General features: G+C 65.4%; 15 protein-coding genes. 6 read left to right on the top strand and 9 right to left on the bottom strand.

Annotation, left to right across the window (positions count from 1 at the left end; all coding sequences use genetic code 11):
• Positions 1–37: 37 nt before the first annotated feature.
• Both LI72_RS04970 and rsmI read right to left on the bottom strand, forming a co-directional pair.
• The gene (locus tag LI72_RS04970; RefSeq protein WP_033924722.1) at positions 38–400 is read right to left on the bottom strand and encodes a YraN family protein; all 363 of its coding nucleotides are present in this window, start codon (positions 398–400) and stop codon (positions 38–40) included.
• On the bottom strand, positions 393–1,244 hold the full coding sequence (gene rsmI / locus LI72_RS04975; protein ID WP_033924723.1) for a 16S rRNA (cytidine(1402)-2'-O)-methyltransferase: 852 nt from the start codon (positions 1,242–1,244) through the stop codon (positions 393–395). The genes LI72_RS04970 and rsmI overlap by 8 nt, the downstream gene beginning before the upstream one ends.
• Positions 1,245–1,271: 27 nt before the next feature.
• Here rsmI and LI72_RS04980 point away from each other — a divergent pair, with 27 nt between their 5' ends.
• Positions 1,272–2,462, top strand: coding sequence for a penicillin-binding protein activator (locus tag LI72_RS04980; RefSeq protein ID WP_033924724.1), 1,191 nt, complete (start codon positions 1,272–1,274; stop codon positions 2,460–2,462).
• A gap of 102 nt (positions 2,463–2,564) precedes the next feature.
• On the opposite strand, the gene fsa is transcribed toward LI72_RS04980, so the two are convergent.
• The 4 genes from fsa to plsY all read right to left on the bottom strand — a co-directional run bounded on the left by fsa (position 2,565) and on the right by plsY (position 7,883).
• Positions 2,565–3,218: a fructose-6-phosphate aldolase gene (gene fsa / locus LI72_RS04985; protein ID WP_033924725.1), complete on the bottom strand. Its 654-nt coding sequence runs from the start codon at positions 3,216–3,218 to the stop codon at positions 2,565–2,567.
• A gap of 221 nt (positions 3,219–3,439) precedes the next feature.
• Positions 3,440–6,043, bottom strand: coding sequence for a type I DNA topoisomerase (topA, locus tag LI72_RS04990; protein WP_033924726.1), 2,604 nt, complete (start codon positions 6,041–6,043; stop codon positions 3,440–3,442).
• Positions 6,044–6,134: 91 nt separating this feature from the next.
• Positions 6,135–7,247: a DNA-processing protein DprA gene (gene dprA / locus LI72_RS04995; RefSeq protein ID WP_033925311.1), complete on the bottom strand. Its 1,113-nt coding sequence runs from the start codon at positions 7,245–7,247 to the stop codon at positions 6,135–6,137.
• Positions 7,248–7,271: 24 nt separating this feature from the next.
• Entirely contained in the window at positions 7,272–7,883 is a 612-nt protein-coding gene (plsY, locus tag LI72_RS05000; protein WP_052129631.1) for a glycerol-3-phosphate 1-O-acyltransferase PlsY, read from the bottom strand.
• Between the two features lie 111 nt (positions 7,884–7,994).
• Here plsY and murI point away from each other — a divergent pair, with 111 nt between their 5' ends.
• From murI to LI72_RS05025, 5 genes are all read left to right on the top strand, one after another.
• Entirely contained in the window at positions 7,995–8,816 is an 822-nt protein-coding gene (gene murI, locus LI72_RS05005; RefSeq protein WP_033924727.1) for a glutamate racemase, read from the top strand.
• 281 nt (positions 8,817–9,097) lie between these two features.
• A complete protein-coding gene (gene hemA / locus LI72_RS05010) occupies positions 9,098–10,312 on the top strand; it encodes a 5-aminolevulinate synthase (protein WP_033924728.1) in 1,215 nt (404 codons plus the stop codon).
• Between the two features lie 4 nt (positions 10,313–10,316).
• A complete protein-coding gene (locus tag LI72_RS05015; RefSeq protein ID WP_033924729.1) occupies positions 10,317–11,582 on the top strand; it encodes a YceI family protein in 1,266 nt (421 codons plus the stop codon).
• Between the two features lie 33 nt (positions 11,583–11,615).
• On the top strand, positions 11,616–12,620 hold the full coding sequence (locus LI72_RS05020; RefSeq protein ID WP_033924730.1) for a ligase-associated DNA damage response exonuclease: 1,005 nt from the start codon (positions 11,616–11,618) through the stop codon (positions 12,618–12,620).
• Positions 12,620–14,185, top strand: a complete 1,566-nt coding sequence (locus LI72_RS05025; RefSeq protein WP_033924731.1) for a cisplatin damage response ATP-dependent DNA ligase — start codon at positions 12,620–12,622, stop codon at positions 14,183–14,185. The genes LI72_RS05020 and LI72_RS05025 overlap by 1 nt, the downstream gene beginning before the upstream one ends.
• A gap of 25 nt (positions 14,186–14,210) precedes the next feature.
• On the opposite strand, the gene LI72_RS05030 is transcribed toward LI72_RS05025, so the two are convergent.
• From LI72_RS05030 to LI72_RS05040, 3 genes are all read right to left on the bottom strand, one after another.
• Positions 14,211–14,879, bottom strand: coding sequence for a class I SAM-dependent methyltransferase (locus LI72_RS05030; RefSeq protein ID WP_033924732.1), 669 nt, complete (start codon positions 14,877–14,879; stop codon positions 14,211–14,213).
• Positions 14,866–16,083: a DUF3419 family protein gene (locus LI72_RS05035; protein ID WP_033924733.1), complete on the bottom strand. Its 1,218-nt coding sequence runs from the start codon at positions 16,081–16,083 to the stop codon at positions 14,866–14,868. The genes LI72_RS05030 and LI72_RS05035 overlap by 14 nt, the downstream gene beginning before the upstream one ends.
• A gap of 187 nt (positions 16,084–16,270) precedes the next feature.
• Positions 16,271–16,846 (bottom strand): fasciclin domain-containing protein, encoded by a 576-nt coding sequence (locus LI72_RS05040; protein ID WP_033924734.1) that lies wholly within the window; start codon positions 16,844–16,846, stop codon positions 16,271–16,273.
• Between the last annotated feature and the right edge of the window lie 50 nt (positions 16,847–16,896).

A 16,896-nucleotide genomic window follows, 5' to 3' on the forward strand; every position in this document is an offset into this window, starting at 1 on the left:
GCCTTTGTCTTCGGGTTGTTCGGATGGCGCGGAGCGGTCAGTCGCCCTGCCAGACGTGGGTCAGATGGCGTGGCAGGCGGCCGGGTGCAAGCAGGATCACGTCGATCCGCGCATCCTGCCCCTCCTGCACGTAGCGCGGCATCAGCGCTTCGGCGGCAGCGGCCACCCTGCGCAGCCGGTGGTGATCGACCGCCTCGTCGAGCTCGCGCGCGCCCTGGCGGTGCTTGACCTCGACAAAGGCCACCATCCGCCCGCGACGCGCGACGAGGTCAACCTCGCCAAAGGGCGTGCGCACGCGGCTCGCCACAATGCGCCAACCCTTGAGCCGCAGCCACCATGCCGCCAGCCGTTCCGCGCGCCGACCTGCCGCCTCGGCCTGCCTGCGCCGCGCCTCAGCCATCGCGTTCGGCCATGATCTGCGCATACAGCGCCTTGCGATCGAGCCCGAAGCGTTTCGCGACCTCGCCAGCGGCCTTGCCGGGAGGCATCGTCGCAAGGGCCTCGGCCAGCGCGGCAGCCACCGCGTCCTCGTCGGTCTCGCCCCCCTCCTCGATCGCCGGACCGACCACCAGCACGATCTCGCCCTTGGGCGTGGCTTCGTCGTAAAAGGCAGCCAACTCCGCGAGCGTGCCGGTGCGCGTTTCCTCGAACTTCTTGCTGATCTCGCGCACCACCGCCGCCTCGCGGTTGCCCAGCCCGGCGTGCAGCGCGGCAAGGCAGGCGGCGATGCGCTTGGCGCTTTCATAGAAGACCAGCGTGGCCGGGATCGCCGCCAGCGCGGCAATCTCGCGGTCGCGCGCGCCTGCCTTGTTGGGCAGAAAGCCATGGAAGTAAAATCTGTCCGTCGGCAGGCCTGCCAGCGTCAGCGCAACGATCACTGCCGATGGCCCGGGGATCGAGTGGATCGTGACCCCTGCCTCGCGCGCCTCGCGCACCAGCCTGTAGCCGGGGTCGGAGATCAGCGGCGTGCCCGCATCGCTGACCAGGGCGACAGGCCCCTGCAGCGCCGCGGAAATCAGCCGTTCGCGGTCAGCGGGCCGGGCATGGTCGTCATAGCGGACCAGCGGCCGCTTGAAGCCCAGATGGTGCAAAAGCCCGCCGGTCACGCGGCTGTCCTCGCAGGCGATCAGGTCAGCCTGTTCCAGCACCTGCCGGGCGCGTGCAGACAGATCACCAAGGTTGCCGATTGGTGTCGCGACGATATACAGGCCGGGTTCGGGATCATGAGTCACGTGGATGTTCATGGACCGGCAGGGCGGGAGCGACAAGCTGTGAAACACCTCTATCGAAAATGGCAAGCCATCCTCATGTTGGTGCTCGGCACCATGGTCCTGGCTGCGTGCCAGACGATGGTCCCCAAGACCGCCCCACCCTCCACCCCGACCCAGCAGCCCGACCGGCCCGATACCCGCCCCGATGACGGCGCGATCACCGGCGTTCTGCCCAGCGACGAGACGCGGCACCGGATCGCGCTGCTGCTGCCGCTGTCTGGCAAGGATGCCGCCGTCGGCCAGTCGATCGCCAATGCGACGACGCTGGCCCTGATGGACACCAAGGCGAGCAACATCCGCATCACCAGCTATGACACCGCACGCGGCGCGCAGGCTGCCGCGCAGCGCGCGATCGCCGATGGCAACCGCCTGATCCTCGGCCCGCTGTTCGGCGACGATGTCGTCGCCATCGCTGCTACCGCCAATGCGGCGCGCGTACCGATCATCAGCTATTCGAACGATGTCGGCATCGCCGGCAACAATGTCTTCGTGATGGGCTATGTGCCCGCGCAGTCGATCGACCGCGTCGTGCGCCATGCCCGCGCGCAGGGCATCACCCGCTTCGCCGCACTCGTCCCCGCCGGCACCTATGGCCAGCGCGCATCGTCGGCGATGCTTTCGTCGGTCAAGGCAGCAGGCGGCACGGTCGTGTCGATGCAGAGCTATGGCGCGGGCAATGCCGCTATCACCGCCGCGCTCAAGAAGATGCAGGGCGACAGCGCTTATGAGGCGATCCTGATCGCCGACAGCGGAGCCGCTGCCGTGCGCATCGTTCCGCTGATCCGCGCCAATGGCGGCACCGATGCGCGCATCCTGGGCACCGAATTGTGGAACACCGAACGCACCCTGCCCGCCTCGCCTGCGATGCGCGGCGCGTGGTTTGCCAGCGTCTCGGATGGCCTCTACCGCCAATATGCCGCGAAATACCGCGCGCAGTTCGGCAGCGATCCGTTCCGCCTGTCGACGCTCGGCTATGACAGCGTGCTGCTCACCACCCGCATCGCCCGCGACTGGAAGCCCGGCACGCCGTTCCCCATGGACCGTCTGCGCGATGCCGGCGGCTTCATCGGCCTCGACGGCGCGTTCCGCTTCGGCCGCAGTGGCGTGGCGGAACGCCTGCTCGAAGTGCAGCAGGTCGGCGCTGGCACGCTGACGGTGGCGTCACCGGCTCCGAAGAGCTTTGCGGACTGAACCGGTCGGACCGCCCGCTCCGCAGGCTCGACAACAAAAAACCGGCGCTGCGAAGGTCCGCGGCGCCGGTTTTTTTGTACCGATTTTCGAGAGGCGCGAAGGTCATCCGATCGACTGGCCCGTCCTCGCCCAATCGGCCATAAAGCCTTCGATGCCCTTATCGGTGAGCACGTGCTTGAACAGGTTGCGGATCACCGACGGCGGCATGGTGGCGACGTCGGCGCCGATGCGCGCGGATTCGAGCACGTGGATCGGGTGGCGGACCGAGGCGACGAGGATTTCGGTCTCGAACGCATAGTTGTCATAGATCAGGCGGATGTCTTCGATCAGCGCCATACCGTCAAAGCCGTTGTCGTCATGACGGCCGACGAACGGCGAGATGAAGGTCGCGCCGGCCTTGGCGGCAAGCAGCGCCTGGTTGGCCGAGAAGCACAGGGTCACGTTGACCATGGTCCCATCGTCGGTCAGCTTCTTGCAGGTCTTGAGACCGTCCATCGTCAGCGGCACCTTGATCGCGACATTGTCGGCGATCTTGCGCAGGATCTCGGCCTCTTTCATCATCGTTGCGTGGTCGAGCGCGACGACTTCCGCGGAGACCGGTCCTTCGACCAGCGCGCAGATTTCCTTGGTCACTTCGAGGAAATCGCGGCCCGACTTGGCGATCAGCGACGGGTTGGTGGTGACGCCATCAAGCAGACCGGTGGCAGCGAGGTCGGCAATGTCGGCGGTGTCGGCGGTATCTACGAAGAATTTCATGGGCTTGGCTCCTGGGATCGGATGAGGGCGAATCTTGGGGTGGCTATAGCGGCTGGATTCGATCGCGTTAACGGGAATCGGGTCCAATATCTCCCCTCCCGTTTACGGGAGGGGTGGCCGCAGGCCGGGGTGGGCCTATCCACCGGGGTCGGCTCCTGAGCCCTCCCCGGTTCGGCAAGCCGAACCTGCCCCTCCCTCTCGCGGGAGGGGAGAAGATCGCCTCACACCTCGGTCTTGGCGGCCTTCTTGGCCGGAGCTTTCTTCGCCGCCGGCTTCTTGGCCGGAGCCTTTTTGGCGGCGGGCTTCTTTTCTGCCGCTTTTTTGGGTGCGGCCTTCTTGGCGGGTGCCTTCTTGCCCTTTTTCGCGGGCGCCTTGGCCGCGCGCTCGGCAATCAGCAGCAGTGCGGCGTCTAGGGTCAGTTCGTCCTTGTTCACATCCTTGGGGATGGTCGCATTGACGCTGCCATCGGTGACATAGGCTCCATAGCGACCGTCCATGATCTTGACGTCGGTGTCGGTCGCCGGGTTCTTGCCCAGAACCTTGAGCGGTTCGGGCGCGGCGCGACTCGACCGGCCAGGATTGGCGAGCGCCTCGGCCAGCTTGACGACAGCGGCGTTCATGCCGGTCTCGAACACCTCCATCGTGCCCGACAATTTTGCGTATTTGCCATTGTGCGACAGATACGGCCCATAGCGGCCGATGCTGGCGGTGATCTTCTGGCCAGTCTCGGGATGTTCACCGATCTCGCGCGGCAGCGACAGCAGCTTGAGCGCCCATTCGAGCCCGAAATCCTCGCCCGGAACGTCCTTGGGAATCGACGCGCGCTTGGCTTCCTTGCCCTCGCCCAGCTGGACATAGGGGCCGAAGCGACCGCTGCGCTTGGTCACCGGCTCGCCGGTCACCGGATCGTTGCCCATTTCCTCGGGCCCGCTGTCGCCGCCATCGGCCTCGCCGCCGCCCTGCGCAAAGCGCCGCGTGTATTTGCACTCGGGATAGTTCGAGCAGGCAACGAACGCGCCGAACTTGCCGCCACGCAGCGCCAGACGCCCCTCGCCGCACTTCGGGCACAGCCGCGGATCGCCGCCATCGGCCTTGGTCGGGAACAGATAGGGTTCGAGGAAGATGTCGAGCTCGGCGGTGATTTCCGACGGCTTCTGCTCCATGACCTCGGCGGTCTTGGGCTTGAAATCGCGCCAGAAGGCTTCGAGCACTGCGCGCCAGTCCGCGCGGCCGCCGCTGACATCGTCGAGCTCTTCCTCGAGCCCGGCGGTGAAATCATAGGCAACATAGCGTTCGAAGAATCGTTCGAGAAATCCTGTGAGCAATCGCCCGGATTCCTCTGCGAAGAAACGGTTCTTCTCGACCTTCACATACGACCGGTCCTTGAGCACCTGGATGATCGAGGCATAGGTCGAGGGACGGCCGATGCCGAGCTCCTCGAGCCGCTTGACCAGCGAAGCTTCCGAGAAACGCGGCGGCGGCTGAGTGAAATGCTGCACGGCATCGACCGATTTCTTGGCCGGGCTGTCGCCCTTCGCCATGATCGGCAGCAGGCCGCCATCTTCGCTGTCAGGGTCATCGAGACCCTCTTCGTACAGCGCGAGAAAGCCCGGGAACTTGACCACCTGACCATTGGCGCGCAGCGCGGTGCGCCCGGTGCCATCGACGAGTTCGACCGTGGTGCGTTCCAGCAGTGCGGTCGCCATCTGGCTGGCGAGCGCACGCTTGAAGATCAGGTCGTAGAGACGCGCATGGTCGCCGGAGCCTGCCTTGTCGCGCGAGAAGTCGGTGGGGCGGATCGCCTCATGCGCTTCCTGCGCGTTCTTGGCCTTGGTCTGATACTGGCGCGGGGTCTCGGGAAGATAATGCCCCGAATAGCGGTCGGCGATCGCCTTGCGCGCTTCCTGGATCGCGCCGGGGTCCATCTGCACCCCATCGGTCCGCATATAGGTGATCGCGCCGTCCTCGTAGAGCGACTGGGCGATCCGCATGGTGTGGCTGGCCGAGAAGCCGAGCTTGCGCGCGGCTTCCTGCTGCAGCGTCGAGGTGGTGAACGGCGGCGGCGGGTTGCGCTTCAGCGGCTTGGTCTCGACCGTCTCGACGGTGAAATGTCCCGCGACGACCTTGGCCTTGGCGGCCTCAGCCGCTCCGGCATTGCCCAGCGACAGCTTGTCGAGCTTTTCGCCGTCCAGCCGCACGAGGCGCGCGGTGAAGGGCTGGCCGCCCTGCTCCATCTGCGCGGTGACCGACCAGTATTCCTGCGCGTTGAACGCTTCGATCTCGCGCTCGCGCTCGACGATCAGCCGCAGCGCGACCGACTGCACACGGCCTGCCGACTTGGCACCGGGCAGCTTGCGCCACAGCACCGGCGAGAGCGTGAAGCCCACCAGATAATCGAGCGCGCGGCGGGCGCGATAGGCATCGATGAGATCGGTATCGAGCTGACGCGGCGCCGCCATCGCCTCGGTCACCGCCTTCTTGGTGATCGCGTTGAAGGTCACGCGCTCGACCGCCTTGGGCAGCACCTTGCGCTTGGTCAGCACCTCGAGCACGTGCCAGCTGATCGCTTCTCCCTCGCGGTCAGGGTCGGTCGCGAGGATCAGGCGATCGGCCTTCTTGGCCTCGTCGGTGATGGCTTTCAGCTGCCGCGTCTTGTCGCCATAGGCTTCCCAGACCATGTCGAAATCATTGTCGGGATCGACCGAGCCATCCTTGGGCGCGAGGTCGCGGATATGACCGTACGATGCCAGCACCCGATAGTCCGAGCCCAGATACTTTTCGATGGTCTTGGCCTTGGCGGGCGATTCGACGATAACCAGTTGCATGGTATGGATTTCCTGGAAGCTCTCACGTGTGCGTGTAAGCTGGGGGGCGTTATCCGTATTCGTCAAGGCCGTCCAGTGGGGGCAGTGTTGCTCACACCAGCGACACCCGGCCTGCGGCGTGGCGTTCGATCAGGCCGGCGAGTTCCAGGTCGAGCAGGATCATCTGCACCGCGCCGCTGTCGAGCCCGGATTGGCGGACCAGTTCGTCGATACCGACGGGCGATGACCCCAACAAGCCGAACAGTTCGCGCCGCGCCGCGTCATCGGGTTCCTGGGAGAGCCGTTCGGGCAGATAAGGCTGCGACGGCGCTGCGACGCGGTGCGGCTGCGATCCGGCAAAGGGCGCGACCAGCTCGAGAATGTCCGCGACGCCCTGGACGAGAGTGGCTCCGCCGCGGATGAGCTCGTTGCAACCGCGCGACCGCGAATCGAGCGGCGAGCCGGGGATGGCCATCACGTCGCGCCCGGCTTCTGCCGCCAGCCTTGCGGTGATCAGCGACCCTGATCGCGGCGCAGCCTCCACCACCAGGGTGCCGATGGCCATGCCGGCGATGATCCGGTTGCGATACGGGAAATGGCGCGCCAGCGGTTCGGTGCCGGGCGGCTGCTCGGCAATCACCAGGCCGCGCTCGCCCATGTCTGCCTGCAGCCGCGCATTTTCGGGCGGGTAGCAGATGTCGATCCCCGATGCGATCACGCCGGCAGTGGGCGCCGGTCCACTGGAAGTGATCCGCAGCGCGCCTTCATGCGCGGCCGTATCGATTCCGCGCGCCAGCCCCGACACGACGAGATAGCCGGCCTCGACCAGTTCCCCCGCCAGCTGCCGGGCAAGGCGGCACGCCGCAGCAGAGGCATTGCGCGCACCGACCATCGCGATGGCGGGGCGGCGCAACAGTTCGGTATGACCGCGCACGGTCAGCACCGGCGGGGCATTGTCGATATGGGCGAGCAGTGCCGGGTAGTCGCCATCATCCGAAAACAGGTAGCGCGCCCCTGCCGCCGCCACGCGGCGCACTTCGGCCTCGGCCTGTGCGGGCGAGGCGATGCGAAGTGCCCGGCCCCCGGCGCGCTCCACCAGTTCGGGCAAGGCCTCGATGGCGGCCAGCGCCGTGCCGAAGCGTTGGATCAGCTGGGCAAAGCTGATCGGGCCGATGCGCTCGCTCCGCAGCAACCGGATGCGCGCCAGATGCTCGGCATCAGGCACGACCACCGCCGCGATGTGCGAGGATCAGGCGGCGGACTTGCCGATCTTGGGTTCGGTCCCTGCCATCAGCCGCTGGATGTTGCCGCGATGCTTCCACAGCACGAACCCCAATGTGACGATGAACACCCACAGCGCGAGCTCCATTCCGAACCACCAGGCGGCCACCGGCATTGCCGCTGCTGCCACCATTCCGCCCAGCGACGAAAAGCGCGATGCAAAGGCGACCGCGAGCCAGGCAACCGCGAAAACCACCCCCAGCGGCCAGTAAAGCGCAATCGCGATGCCAAGCAAGGTCGCAACGCCCTTGCCGCCGTTGAACTTGAGCCAGATCGGATACAAATGCCCCAGGAACGCGCCCAGTCCGGCGATCGGCCCGCTACCCGGCGCCACCGCTTCGGCGATCGCGATGGCCACCGCGCCCTTGCCCAGATCGAACAGCAATGTCGCGGCCGCCAGGCCCTTGCGCCCGGTGCGCAGCACGTTGGTCGCGCCGATATTGCCCGATCCGATGCTCCGCAGGTCGCCCGCGCCTGCCATCCGCGTCAGGATGATGCCGAAGGGAATGGAGCCCAGAAAATAGCCCAGCAGCATCAGGCCGCCCAGCGTCGCAACAGCGATTCCGGCCAGATCGTTCATCGTCGACACCCTTGATAGCAGCGCAACCAGCAGCGCCGTTTGCGTGATAGGCAGCGCGGCGCATTTGGCAAGCATGGTTGATCGCAGGGCCGGCGGTGCTAAGCGTGGGCGATGACGCAAAGCCCGCCGCTCCCCCCCGACATCGCACCGGACGCCCCCCTGCTGTTCTTCGATTCCGGCGTCGGCGGGCTGACCGTGCTGGATGCCGCGCGGCTTGCGCTGCCCGATGCGCCGATTGTTTATGCTGCCGATTTTGCAGGGCTGCCCTATGGCGAAAAGACCGAGGCGGAGATCGGCGCACGCGTGCCCGCCCTGCTCGGGCGACTGGTCGAGCGCTACCGGCCCCGACTGATCACCATCGCCTGCAACACCGCCTCGACGATCGCCTTGCCCCAGGTCCGCGCGGCGCTCGACTTGCCCGTGGTCGGCACGGTCCCCGCGATCAAGCCAGCGTCCGAACTTTCGGAAAACCGGGTGATCGGCGTTCTGGGAACCGAAGCCACGGTGCGTCAGCCCTATGTCACCAACCTGGCACAGGAATTCGCGAGCGATGCGACGATCATCCGCTTTGGCGCGCCCGAGCTGGTGCGCGCGGCCGAGATGAAGCTGCGCGGAGAAGTGCCCGATCCTGCGATCTTCGACCGCGCGGTCCACGGCCTGGTCAGCCAGCAGCGCGCGCTGCCGATCGACACGGTGGTGCTCGCCTGCACGCACTTCCCGCTGGTGCAGGACGAACTGGCCGCCGCGTTCGGTCGCCCGATCCGCTTCGTGCACGGTGCAGAGGGCATTGCCCGCCGCATCGCCTATCTCACCCGGGGGCAGGCATTTGTCGGCAATGGCCTGCGCTTTGTCGCTACCGGACCCGCCAGCGGGATCGAGCCCTATGTTCCGGCACTCAGCCAGCGCGGATTTTCTAGTTTCGACACGCTTTAATGCCGATGCTGATCGAGTGGCTCGATCAAGCCAATGTGCAATTTGCGTTGGTGACATCAAACGCGCTGTTCTAGTTCGTGCAGCATCGATAGTGCGCTCGGACGGGCCAAGGTCGCTGGAGAATAGGACGATTTGTCCACCCCCGGCGCGTCAGTTGCGAGCCATTATCGCTGGAAATGCGGGATTTTGTTGCTATTACATCGCCAGCATATGCGTGGGGCTAGGTCGCATTACCGCAGCGCAAAGCTTGGGTTATCACTCGTCAGGACTAAGGTGACCGCGTGAACTACGACCAGATATTCGAAGCTGCGATTGACCGGCTGCATGCCGAGGGCCGCTACCGGGTGTTCATCGATATCCTGCGCAACAAGGGCGCCTATCCTAATGCGCGCTGCTTCCACGGCCACAACGGTCCCAAGCCGATCACCGTATGGTGCTCGAACGATTACCTGGCGATGGGCCAGCACCCGCAGGTGATCGAGGCGATGGAAGAAGCGCTGCACAATGTTGGCGCAGGCTCGGGCGGCACGCGCAACATCGGCGGCAACACGCATTATCACGTTCAGCTTGAAGGCGAACTGGCCGATCTGCACGGCAAGGACAGCGCTTTGCTGTTCACATCGGGCTATGTCTCGAACGACGCCACGCTGTCTACGCTGGCGCGCATCCTGCCGGGCTGCATCATTTTTTCCGACGAACTCAACCACGCCTCGATGATCGCGGGGATCCGCAATTCGGGCTGCGAAAAGCGGGTATTCCGGCACAATGATGTCGAGCACCTCGAAGAACTGCTGGCCGCCGAGGACCCCAATGTCCCCAAGCTGATCGCGTTTGAAAGCGTGTATTCGATGGACGGCGATGTCGCCCCGATCCACGCCATCTGCGATCTGGCAGACAAGTACAATGCCCTGACCTATCTCGACGAGGTCCACGCGGTCGGCATGTACGGCGCGCGCGGTGGCGGTATTTCGGAGCGCGACCAGGCAGCGCACCGGCTCACCATCATCGAAGGCACTCTGGGCAAGGCATTCGGCGTGATGGGCGGCTATATCGCTGCCGACCAGCGGATCATCGATGTCATCCGCAGCTATGCTCCCGGCTTCATCTTCACCACTTCGCTGTCGCCCGTGCTGGTTGCAGGCGCGCTGGCCAGTGTTCGGCATCTCAAGCAGTCGAGCGAAGAGCGCGATGGCCAGCAGGCTGCCGCTGCGCGCCTGAAGACCATGTTTGCCGAAGCCGGCCTGCCGGTGATGATGTCGACCACGCACATCGTGCCGCTGATGGTCGGAGACCCGGTCAAGGCCAAGCGGATCAGCGATATGCTTCTCGCCGAATATGGCGTATACGTACAGCCGATCAATTTCCCCACCGTGCCGCGCGGCACTGAACGGTTGCGCTTCACACCCGGCCCCTCGCACGATGAAGCCATGATGCGCGATCTGACGACAGCATTGGTCGAAATCTGGGACAGGCTGGAGCTTCGCAAGGCAGCCTGAGACCATGACACCGCAACGCTACAGCCTGGGTTCGATCGTTCTCCACTGGCTGATAGCCGCAGCTCTGGTATTCCAGATAGTCTTTGCCGAATCCTTGGAGGGGCCGCGCGGTCCCGACCTGTTCGCGCGTTTCCAGCTGCACAAGTCGATCGGGATCACCATCCTGCTGCTCAGCGTGTTGCGACTGGGCTGGCGCTACATCGCACCGCGACCAGCGCCCGTCGCAGGGCCACCATGGGCGATGACCCTCTCCAGCGCCGTGCATTTCGGCTTCTACGTTTTCATGATCGCAGCGCCGGTCACCGGCTGGGTCATCGTCTCGACATCCAGGATCAAGGTCGACACCCTGCTCTTCGGCGTCATCCCCTGGCCGCACCTGCCGGTTCCCGGATGGATGGGCGAGCCGGCGGAATTCCTCCACGAGACCATGCCGAACATCGCGATCGCGCTGTTCGTGCTGCATGTCGCAGGCGCCCTGCGCCACCAGTATCTGCTGGGCACGCCGATCCTTTCGCGCATGCTGCCCGGCGGCAAGGGCAAGGCCGTGGGCGCGATGCTGCTGGCCACCGCGATCATCCTGGCCAGTGTTGTGCTGGGCAAGATCGTCGACCCCAAGGCAGCCGCTGCGCCGTCGACCCAGGCCGCACAGACATCGCAGCCTGCCGCTGAACCGGCGGCGGCAAGCACGCCCGCCGCCAGCGTCGACCCCGCGCAAGCCGCCGACAAGGCTGACGCAGAAGATGTCGCACAAGGCGCCGACCAGACTGCCGAGCCCCGGACATGGACCGTGGCCGCAGGCGGCAATCTGGGCTTCACCGCGCGCTGGAACGGTGAGCCGGTCAACGGCAGCTTCAAGCGCTGGTCAGCCAACATCCTGTTCGATCCTGCAGCCCTCGACGCATCGGCCATCGATGTCAGCATCGACCTGGCTTCGGTCGATACCGGCGACAGCCAGCGCGACGGCACGCTCACCGACAGTGATTTCTTCGACACCGTGCGCTTTGCCAAGGCGACCTATCGCGCCACGCGTTTCCGCGCGATCAGCGGCAATCGTTACCGCGCCGATGGAACGCTGACGCTGCGCGGCGCGAGCAAGCCGGTGCCGCTCAGCTTCACGCTCGATATCGACGGCGACCGCGCCCGCGCCCGGGGCACCGCCACGATCGATCGCACCAGTTTCGGCGTGGGCCAGGGCGATTATGCCTCAACCGCCGAGATTGCCGGACCGGTTGCGGTGAGCTTCGACTTCCGGGCGACCGCGCGCGATTGAAGCTGCGCCCTGCGCACTCCATATCGCTGGCCTATGGCTCAAACCCCGCACTGGATCGAACCCTTCCCCCACGGCATCTACGTGCGGCCCGCCGACGCATGGATCGATCCCTCGCGCCCGGTTCCGCGTGCGCTGGTGACGCATGGCCATGCCGATCATGCGCGCGGCGGGCACGGCGCGGTATGGGCGACCCCCGAAAGCCTCGCCATCATCAACCTGCGCTATGGCCGCTATGCCGATGAGCATGCGGTGGATTATGGGAGCAGCGTCGACCTCGGGGGGGTGCGCGTGTCATTCCACCCGGCAGGCCATGTGCTGGGCTCGGCGCAGATCCGGCTGGAGTATCAGGGCGAGACCGTGGTGGTGACCGGCGACTTCAAGCGACGCCCCGACCCCAGCTGCGCGCCGTTCGAGCTTGTCCCGTGCGATATCTTCATTACCGAGGCGACCTTCGGCCTGCCTGTCTTCCGCCATCCGCCGACACCCGATGAGATCGCCAAGCTGCTGGCCATGCTGCAGGCGCATCCGCAAGGCTGCGTGCTGGTGGGCGCCTATGCGCTGGGCAAGGCGCAGCGGGTGATCGCAGAGCTGCGCGACGCGGGGTTCAAGGACCCGATCTATCTGCATGGCGCGCTGGAGAAGATGTGCGCGCTCTATGCGGACCATGGCATCGATCTGGGCGAACTTCGGCCTGTCGCCGGTGCCGACAAGAGCGAATTGATGGGTCGGATCATCCTTGCCCCTCCGTCGGCCCTGGCCGATCGGTGGAGTCGGCGTCTGCCCGATCCGGTGACCGCAATGGCATCGGGCTGGATGCGAGTCCGTGCTCGCGCGCAGCAGCGCGGCGTGGAATTGCCGCTGATCATCTCCGATCATGCCGATTGGGACGAGCTGACCCAGACCATTCGCGACGTCGCCCCGCGCGAGGTATGGGTGACGCACGGCCGCGAAGAGGCCTTGCTGCGCTGGTGCGAATTGCACCAGATCAAGGCGCGTGCGCTGGCCTTGGTGGGCCGCGAAGACGAGGACGACGCCTGATGCGCGCCTTTTCCACGCTCGTCACCCAGCTCGGCTATACCCGCTCGCGCAATGCCAAGGTGGCGCTGATCGCCGATTATCTGCGCGCTGCGCCCGATCCCGACCGGGGCTGGGCGCTGGCGGCGCTGACCGGCGAGGCGGATTTTGCCGCCGTCAAATCCTCCGCCGTGCGCGCGATGGCGATGGAGCGGGTCGATCCCGAACTGTTTCGCCTCAGCCGCGATTTCGTCGGCGATACTGCCGAAACGGTCGCGCTGATCTGGCCCGAGATGGGCGTACCCGCCAATGATCTGCGACTGGCCGATGCGGTCGACAGCTTCGCCAATGTCAGCCGCGCCCGTGCGCCCGCGCTCCTGGCGGAGTATATGGACCGGCTCGACAGCGATGGCCGCTATGCGCTGATCAAGCTGGCCACAGGCGCAATGCGCGTCGGAATTTCGGCGCGGCTGGCCAAGACGGCATTCGCGCAGGCTTTTGCCCTGGATGTCGATGCGGTCGAAGAGGTCTGGCATGCGCTCGCCCCGCCCTATGCCAGCCTGTTCGCCTGGGGCGAGGGCGGCTCGCGCCCCGACCCCGAAGGCACGCCCTATTTCCGCCCGTTCATGCTCGCGCATCCGCTCGAGGATGGCACCGTGGACCTCGCCGATTATGCCGCCGAATGGAAATGGGACGGCATCCGCATCCAGATCGTGCGGATCGGCGATCAGGTGAAATTGTTCAGCCGTGGCGGAGACGACATTACCGCGGCCTTTCCGGATATCGCCGCGCACATGCCCATCGAAGGCGTGTTCGATGGCGAACTGCTGGTGCGGGGCGATGCGCAGATGGGCGAGGCAGCGAGCTTCAACGCGCTGCAGCAACGGCTGGGGCGCAAGACGGTGTCGGCCAAGATGCTCGCCGAGGCTCCGGCACTCGTGCGGCTCTACGACCTGCTGATCGACGGACGCGAGGAATTGCGCGGCCAGCCCTGGCATGTCCGGCGCACGCGGCTGGAGCAGCGCATGACCGCCCTGCCCGCCGATCGCTTCGATCTGTCGCAGGTCATCAAGGCTAAGGATTTCGCGGAGCTTGGGCGTATCCGCGATGGCGCGCGCGATGCCGCTATCGAGGGCGTGATGCTCAAGCGGCGTGACAGCGTTTATGCGCCCGGTCGGCGCGTTGGGCTGTGGTACAAGTGGAAGCGCGACCCGCTCACCGCCGATTGCGTGATGATGTATGCGCAGCGCGGCAGCGGCAAGCGGTCGTCCTTCTATTCGGACTATACCTTCGGTTGCTGGACCGAGGACGGCGAGCTGGTCCCCGTGGGCAAGGCCTATTCGGGCTTTTCGGACACCGAACTCAAATGGCTCGACAAGTTTGTCCGGCAGAACACGGTCAACCGCTTCGGCCCGGTGCGCGAGGTGGAAAAGTCGCTGGTGTTCGAAGTCGCTTTCGATTCGATCCACGAGTCCAAGCGTCACAAGTCGGGCATCGCGATGCGCTTCCCGCGCATCTCCAGGCTGCGCCGCGACAAGCCCGCGGCCGAGGCGGATACGGTGGCGGCGCTGAAGGCGTTTATCACCTGACCAGAGCCCGGTCCTCGGACCGCCCTCAGCCTCCGATGACCGCATATTGCGCATAGCCGCGATACAGCGACCGGTGATCGATCAGCAGCCCGCGCGCCCTGGCGATCTGCGCTGCGACATGCTGAAGGTCGTCGCGCGGACTGACCTGAAAACGCGCCAACCACGCATGAAGCCCGCGCCCGAACCAGCCTGGCAGCCCGTTCTGATCGCCGAAATCGACGATATGCAACTGCCCATCGCGGGCTAGCGAACCGGCGGCAGCCGCAACGGCCTCTTCCCAGCCCGGCATCATCGACAATGTGTACGAGCAGAAGACGCGGTCGAAACCCGACACGCCGAACAGGCGCTGCGGCGAGAATAGCGTCGCATCGCCGCGGGTGAGGAAGATGCGGTCCTGCAGTCCGGCATTGCGCACCTGCGCGCGGGCATTTTCCAGCATGGCCTCTGAAATATCGAAGCCGAAAAAGCGCGCCTGCGGGTAGCGCCTGGCCGCAACGATAAGATTGCGCGCGGTGCCGCAACCAGGCTCCAGCACCAGCCCGCCGGGCGGCGGGGCGAGGTCCTCGATCAGCCGGTCCCGGCCCAGCAGATAATATTTGCGCGTCAGATCATAGATATGGCGCTGGGTCCGGTAGATCGCGTCCATCGCCTCGGCATGGCTGCCCTCGGATGCCTTCGCCTCATTTGAGGACATACAGATGCACCCCGCCGTAGATCGAGGAGCGGTCGCGCCGGGTATAGCCCAGCGAATCGTCCGCACGGTAATCCCAGAGGCCCAGCAGATTATCAGGGATGCGCCCCGGCAACAGGCTGGGCTCGGCTGCAGTGCGGAACAGCACGCGGGCTCCCGGGCGCGCGGTGCGGGTGATCTCGCTCCACAATGTCGTCAGCTGCTCGTCGTTCATCCAGTCCTGGGCATCGAGCAGGATGTAGCGATCGAGGCTGGCATCGGGGCTGGCCTGCAAACGCTCGACGAAATTGGCATGCTCGACCTCGACCCGGCCCGCGCGGGCGCGCACGGCATCGTAATTCTGGGCCTGCAGATAAGGCGGAAGCGACTGGTCCGGACCTTTGCCATAGCCCCGGCCAAAGGCCTGCCAGGCAAAGTAGTTGTCGCGAATCTCGAAATCGCAGGCCAGTTTCTCCAGCCGCTTGCGCAGCACATCTGCCATCTTCTCGTCACCGGCCAGCGCCTCGAACTGCGCAGGCGGGATGCCCAGGCCGAACAGCGCAGGGGGCTGATCGGTCAGCCAGCGGATGAACTTCTTGTCGAACACCGGGGCCAGATGCTGCTCGAAAATGGCGCGTTGCTCTTCGAGCGACTGCGCCTTGAGCATCCGCCCCAAATCGACCTTGTACAGCCGTGCCAGAAGATGCGCAGTGCCGATAAAGCCACCGAGCAGCCCGCGCTTGTACAGCCCGCTGCCAAATCCGCCGATCCGCCGCCGACCGGCAAGGTCGCGACCTTCCCAGTAACGTCGGCTGGTTTCGTCCAGATGCGGACGGATATGGTCGTGATAGGCACGCAGATTATCGCTGCGATCGGCTTCGGCAAAGAAGCGGTGGAAATGGGCATGGTCGGGCAGATGCTGCGCGGCAGCAACCTTGAGCCGGTTGAGCGCGATATGCGCCGTATTCAAATCCACCGCGATGATCTGTTCGGGGTCCGCGACGAGATAGGACAGGACGTTGCAGCCGCCCGAGGCGATCGTGATGATGCGGCTGTCGGGCTGGATGGCGAGCGCCTCCATGTCGACTACCGGGTCTTCCCAGATCTGCGCATAGACCAGGCCCTTGAAGGCGAAGGCAAAGGCACGTTCGAACAGACCCTGTTTGGTCGTGGTGCCAGCCTGGGTGACTGCTTCGACGATCTTGGTGTTGCGCATCGGTCCGGCCATGCTGCTGATCCCCCTCATCCAGTGGTGCTTGGAAAAACGTCGTTCCGCTCCGCGCGCTAGGATGGTTGCGTGACCCGTGCATGACCGATTGACGACAGACTCTGTCACATTTGGGCAGGACCGGAATCAAAAGGCCCGCCGGTCTGGGGGGACCGGCGGGCCTGTGATGAGCCAGGAAGAAAGGGGATCAGCCCGGCATCACCACGGTGTCGATCACGTGCACCACACCGTTGCTCTGCATGACATCGGTCTGGGTCACGATCGACTTGCCGCCCTTCGCATCAGTGAGGACGACATTCTGACCCTGCAGCGAGGCTGTGAGAGTTCCCCCCTGCACGGTCTTGATCATGGCCTTGCCGCCGCCCTTCTTGATGAGCGCGACAACGTCGGCCGCGGTCACCTTTCCGGCGACGACATGATAGGTGAGGATGCTGGTCAGGGTCGCCTTGTTCTCCGGCTTCACCAGCGTTTCGACGGTGCCGGCGGGCAGCTTGGCAAACGCGTCATCGGTGGGGGCGAACACGGTGAACGGGCCGGGCGATGCCAGCGTATCGACCAGGCCTGCGGCCTTGACGGCTGCCACCAGCGTCTTGAGGTTGCCGGCTGCGCTGGCGTTCTCGACGATGGTCTTCGCCGGATACATCGCAGCACCGCCCACCATCGGGTGATCACCCTTGTGGTGGTTGGCCAGCGCCGGCGCGGCGATCGCGATGGTTGCAGCGACAGTTGCAGCAAGAAGCGTGGGGGCAGCGAATTTCAGCATAAGAATCTCCGTGGTTTTTCCGTATCCTGTTGGGGAAGGTGGATACGGGG

The organism is Sphingomonas sp. 35-24ZXX (assembly GCF_000786215.1).
In the GTDB taxonomy this organism is placed as follows: Bacteria; Pseudomonadota; Alphaproteobacteria; order Sphingomonadales; family Sphingomonadaceae; genus Blastomonas.

Bases quoted from the DNA above. Each gene is read 5' to 3' on its own strand.
- LI72_RS05030 (WP_033924732.1), bottom strand. From the start codon at position 14,879: ATGTCCTCAAATGAGGCGAAGGCATCCGAGGGCAGCCATGCCGAGGCG.
- LI72_RS04970 (WP_033924722.1), bottom strand. From the start codon at position 400: ATGGCTGAGGCGCGGCGCAGGCAGGCCGAGGCGGCAGGTCGGCGCGCG.
- murI (WP_033924727.1), top strand. From the start codon at position 7,995: ATGACGCAAAGCCCGCCGCTCCCCCCCGACATCGCACCGGACGCCCCC.
- LI72_RS05020 (WP_033924730.1), top strand. From the start codon at position 11,616: ATGGCTCAAACCCCGCACTGGATCGAACCCTTCCCCCACGGCATCTAC.
- plsY (WP_052129631.1), bottom strand. From the start codon at position 7,883: ATGAACGATCTGGCCGGAATCGCTGTTGCGACGCTGGGCGGCCTGATG.
- topA (WP_033924726.1), bottom strand. From the start codon at position 6,043: ATGCAACTGGTTATCGTCGAATCGCCCGCCAAGGCCAAGACCATCGAA.
- LI72_RS05015 (WP_033924729.1), top strand. From the start codon at position 10,317: ATGACACCGCAACGCTACAGCCTGGGTTCGATCGTTCTCCACTGGCTG.
- fsa (WP_033924725.1), bottom strand. From the start codon at position 3,218: ATGAAATTCTTCGTAGATACCGCCGACACCGCCGACATTGCCGACCTC.
- LI72_RS05040 (WP_033924734.1), bottom strand. From the start codon at position 16,846: ATGCTGAAATTCGCTGCCCCCACGCTTCTTGCTGCAACTGTCGCTGCA.
- LI72_RS05025 (WP_033924731.1), top strand. From the start codon at position 12,620: ATGCGCGCCTTTTCCACGCTCGTCACCCAGCTCGGCTATACCCGCTCG.
- LI72_RS05035 (WP_033924733.1), bottom strand. From the start codon at position 16,083: ATGGCCGGACCGATGCGCAACACCAAGATCGTCGAAGCAGTCACCCAG.
- rsmI (WP_033924723.1), bottom strand. From the start codon at position 1,244: ATGAACATCCACGTGACTCATGATCCCGAACCCGGCCTGTATATCGTC.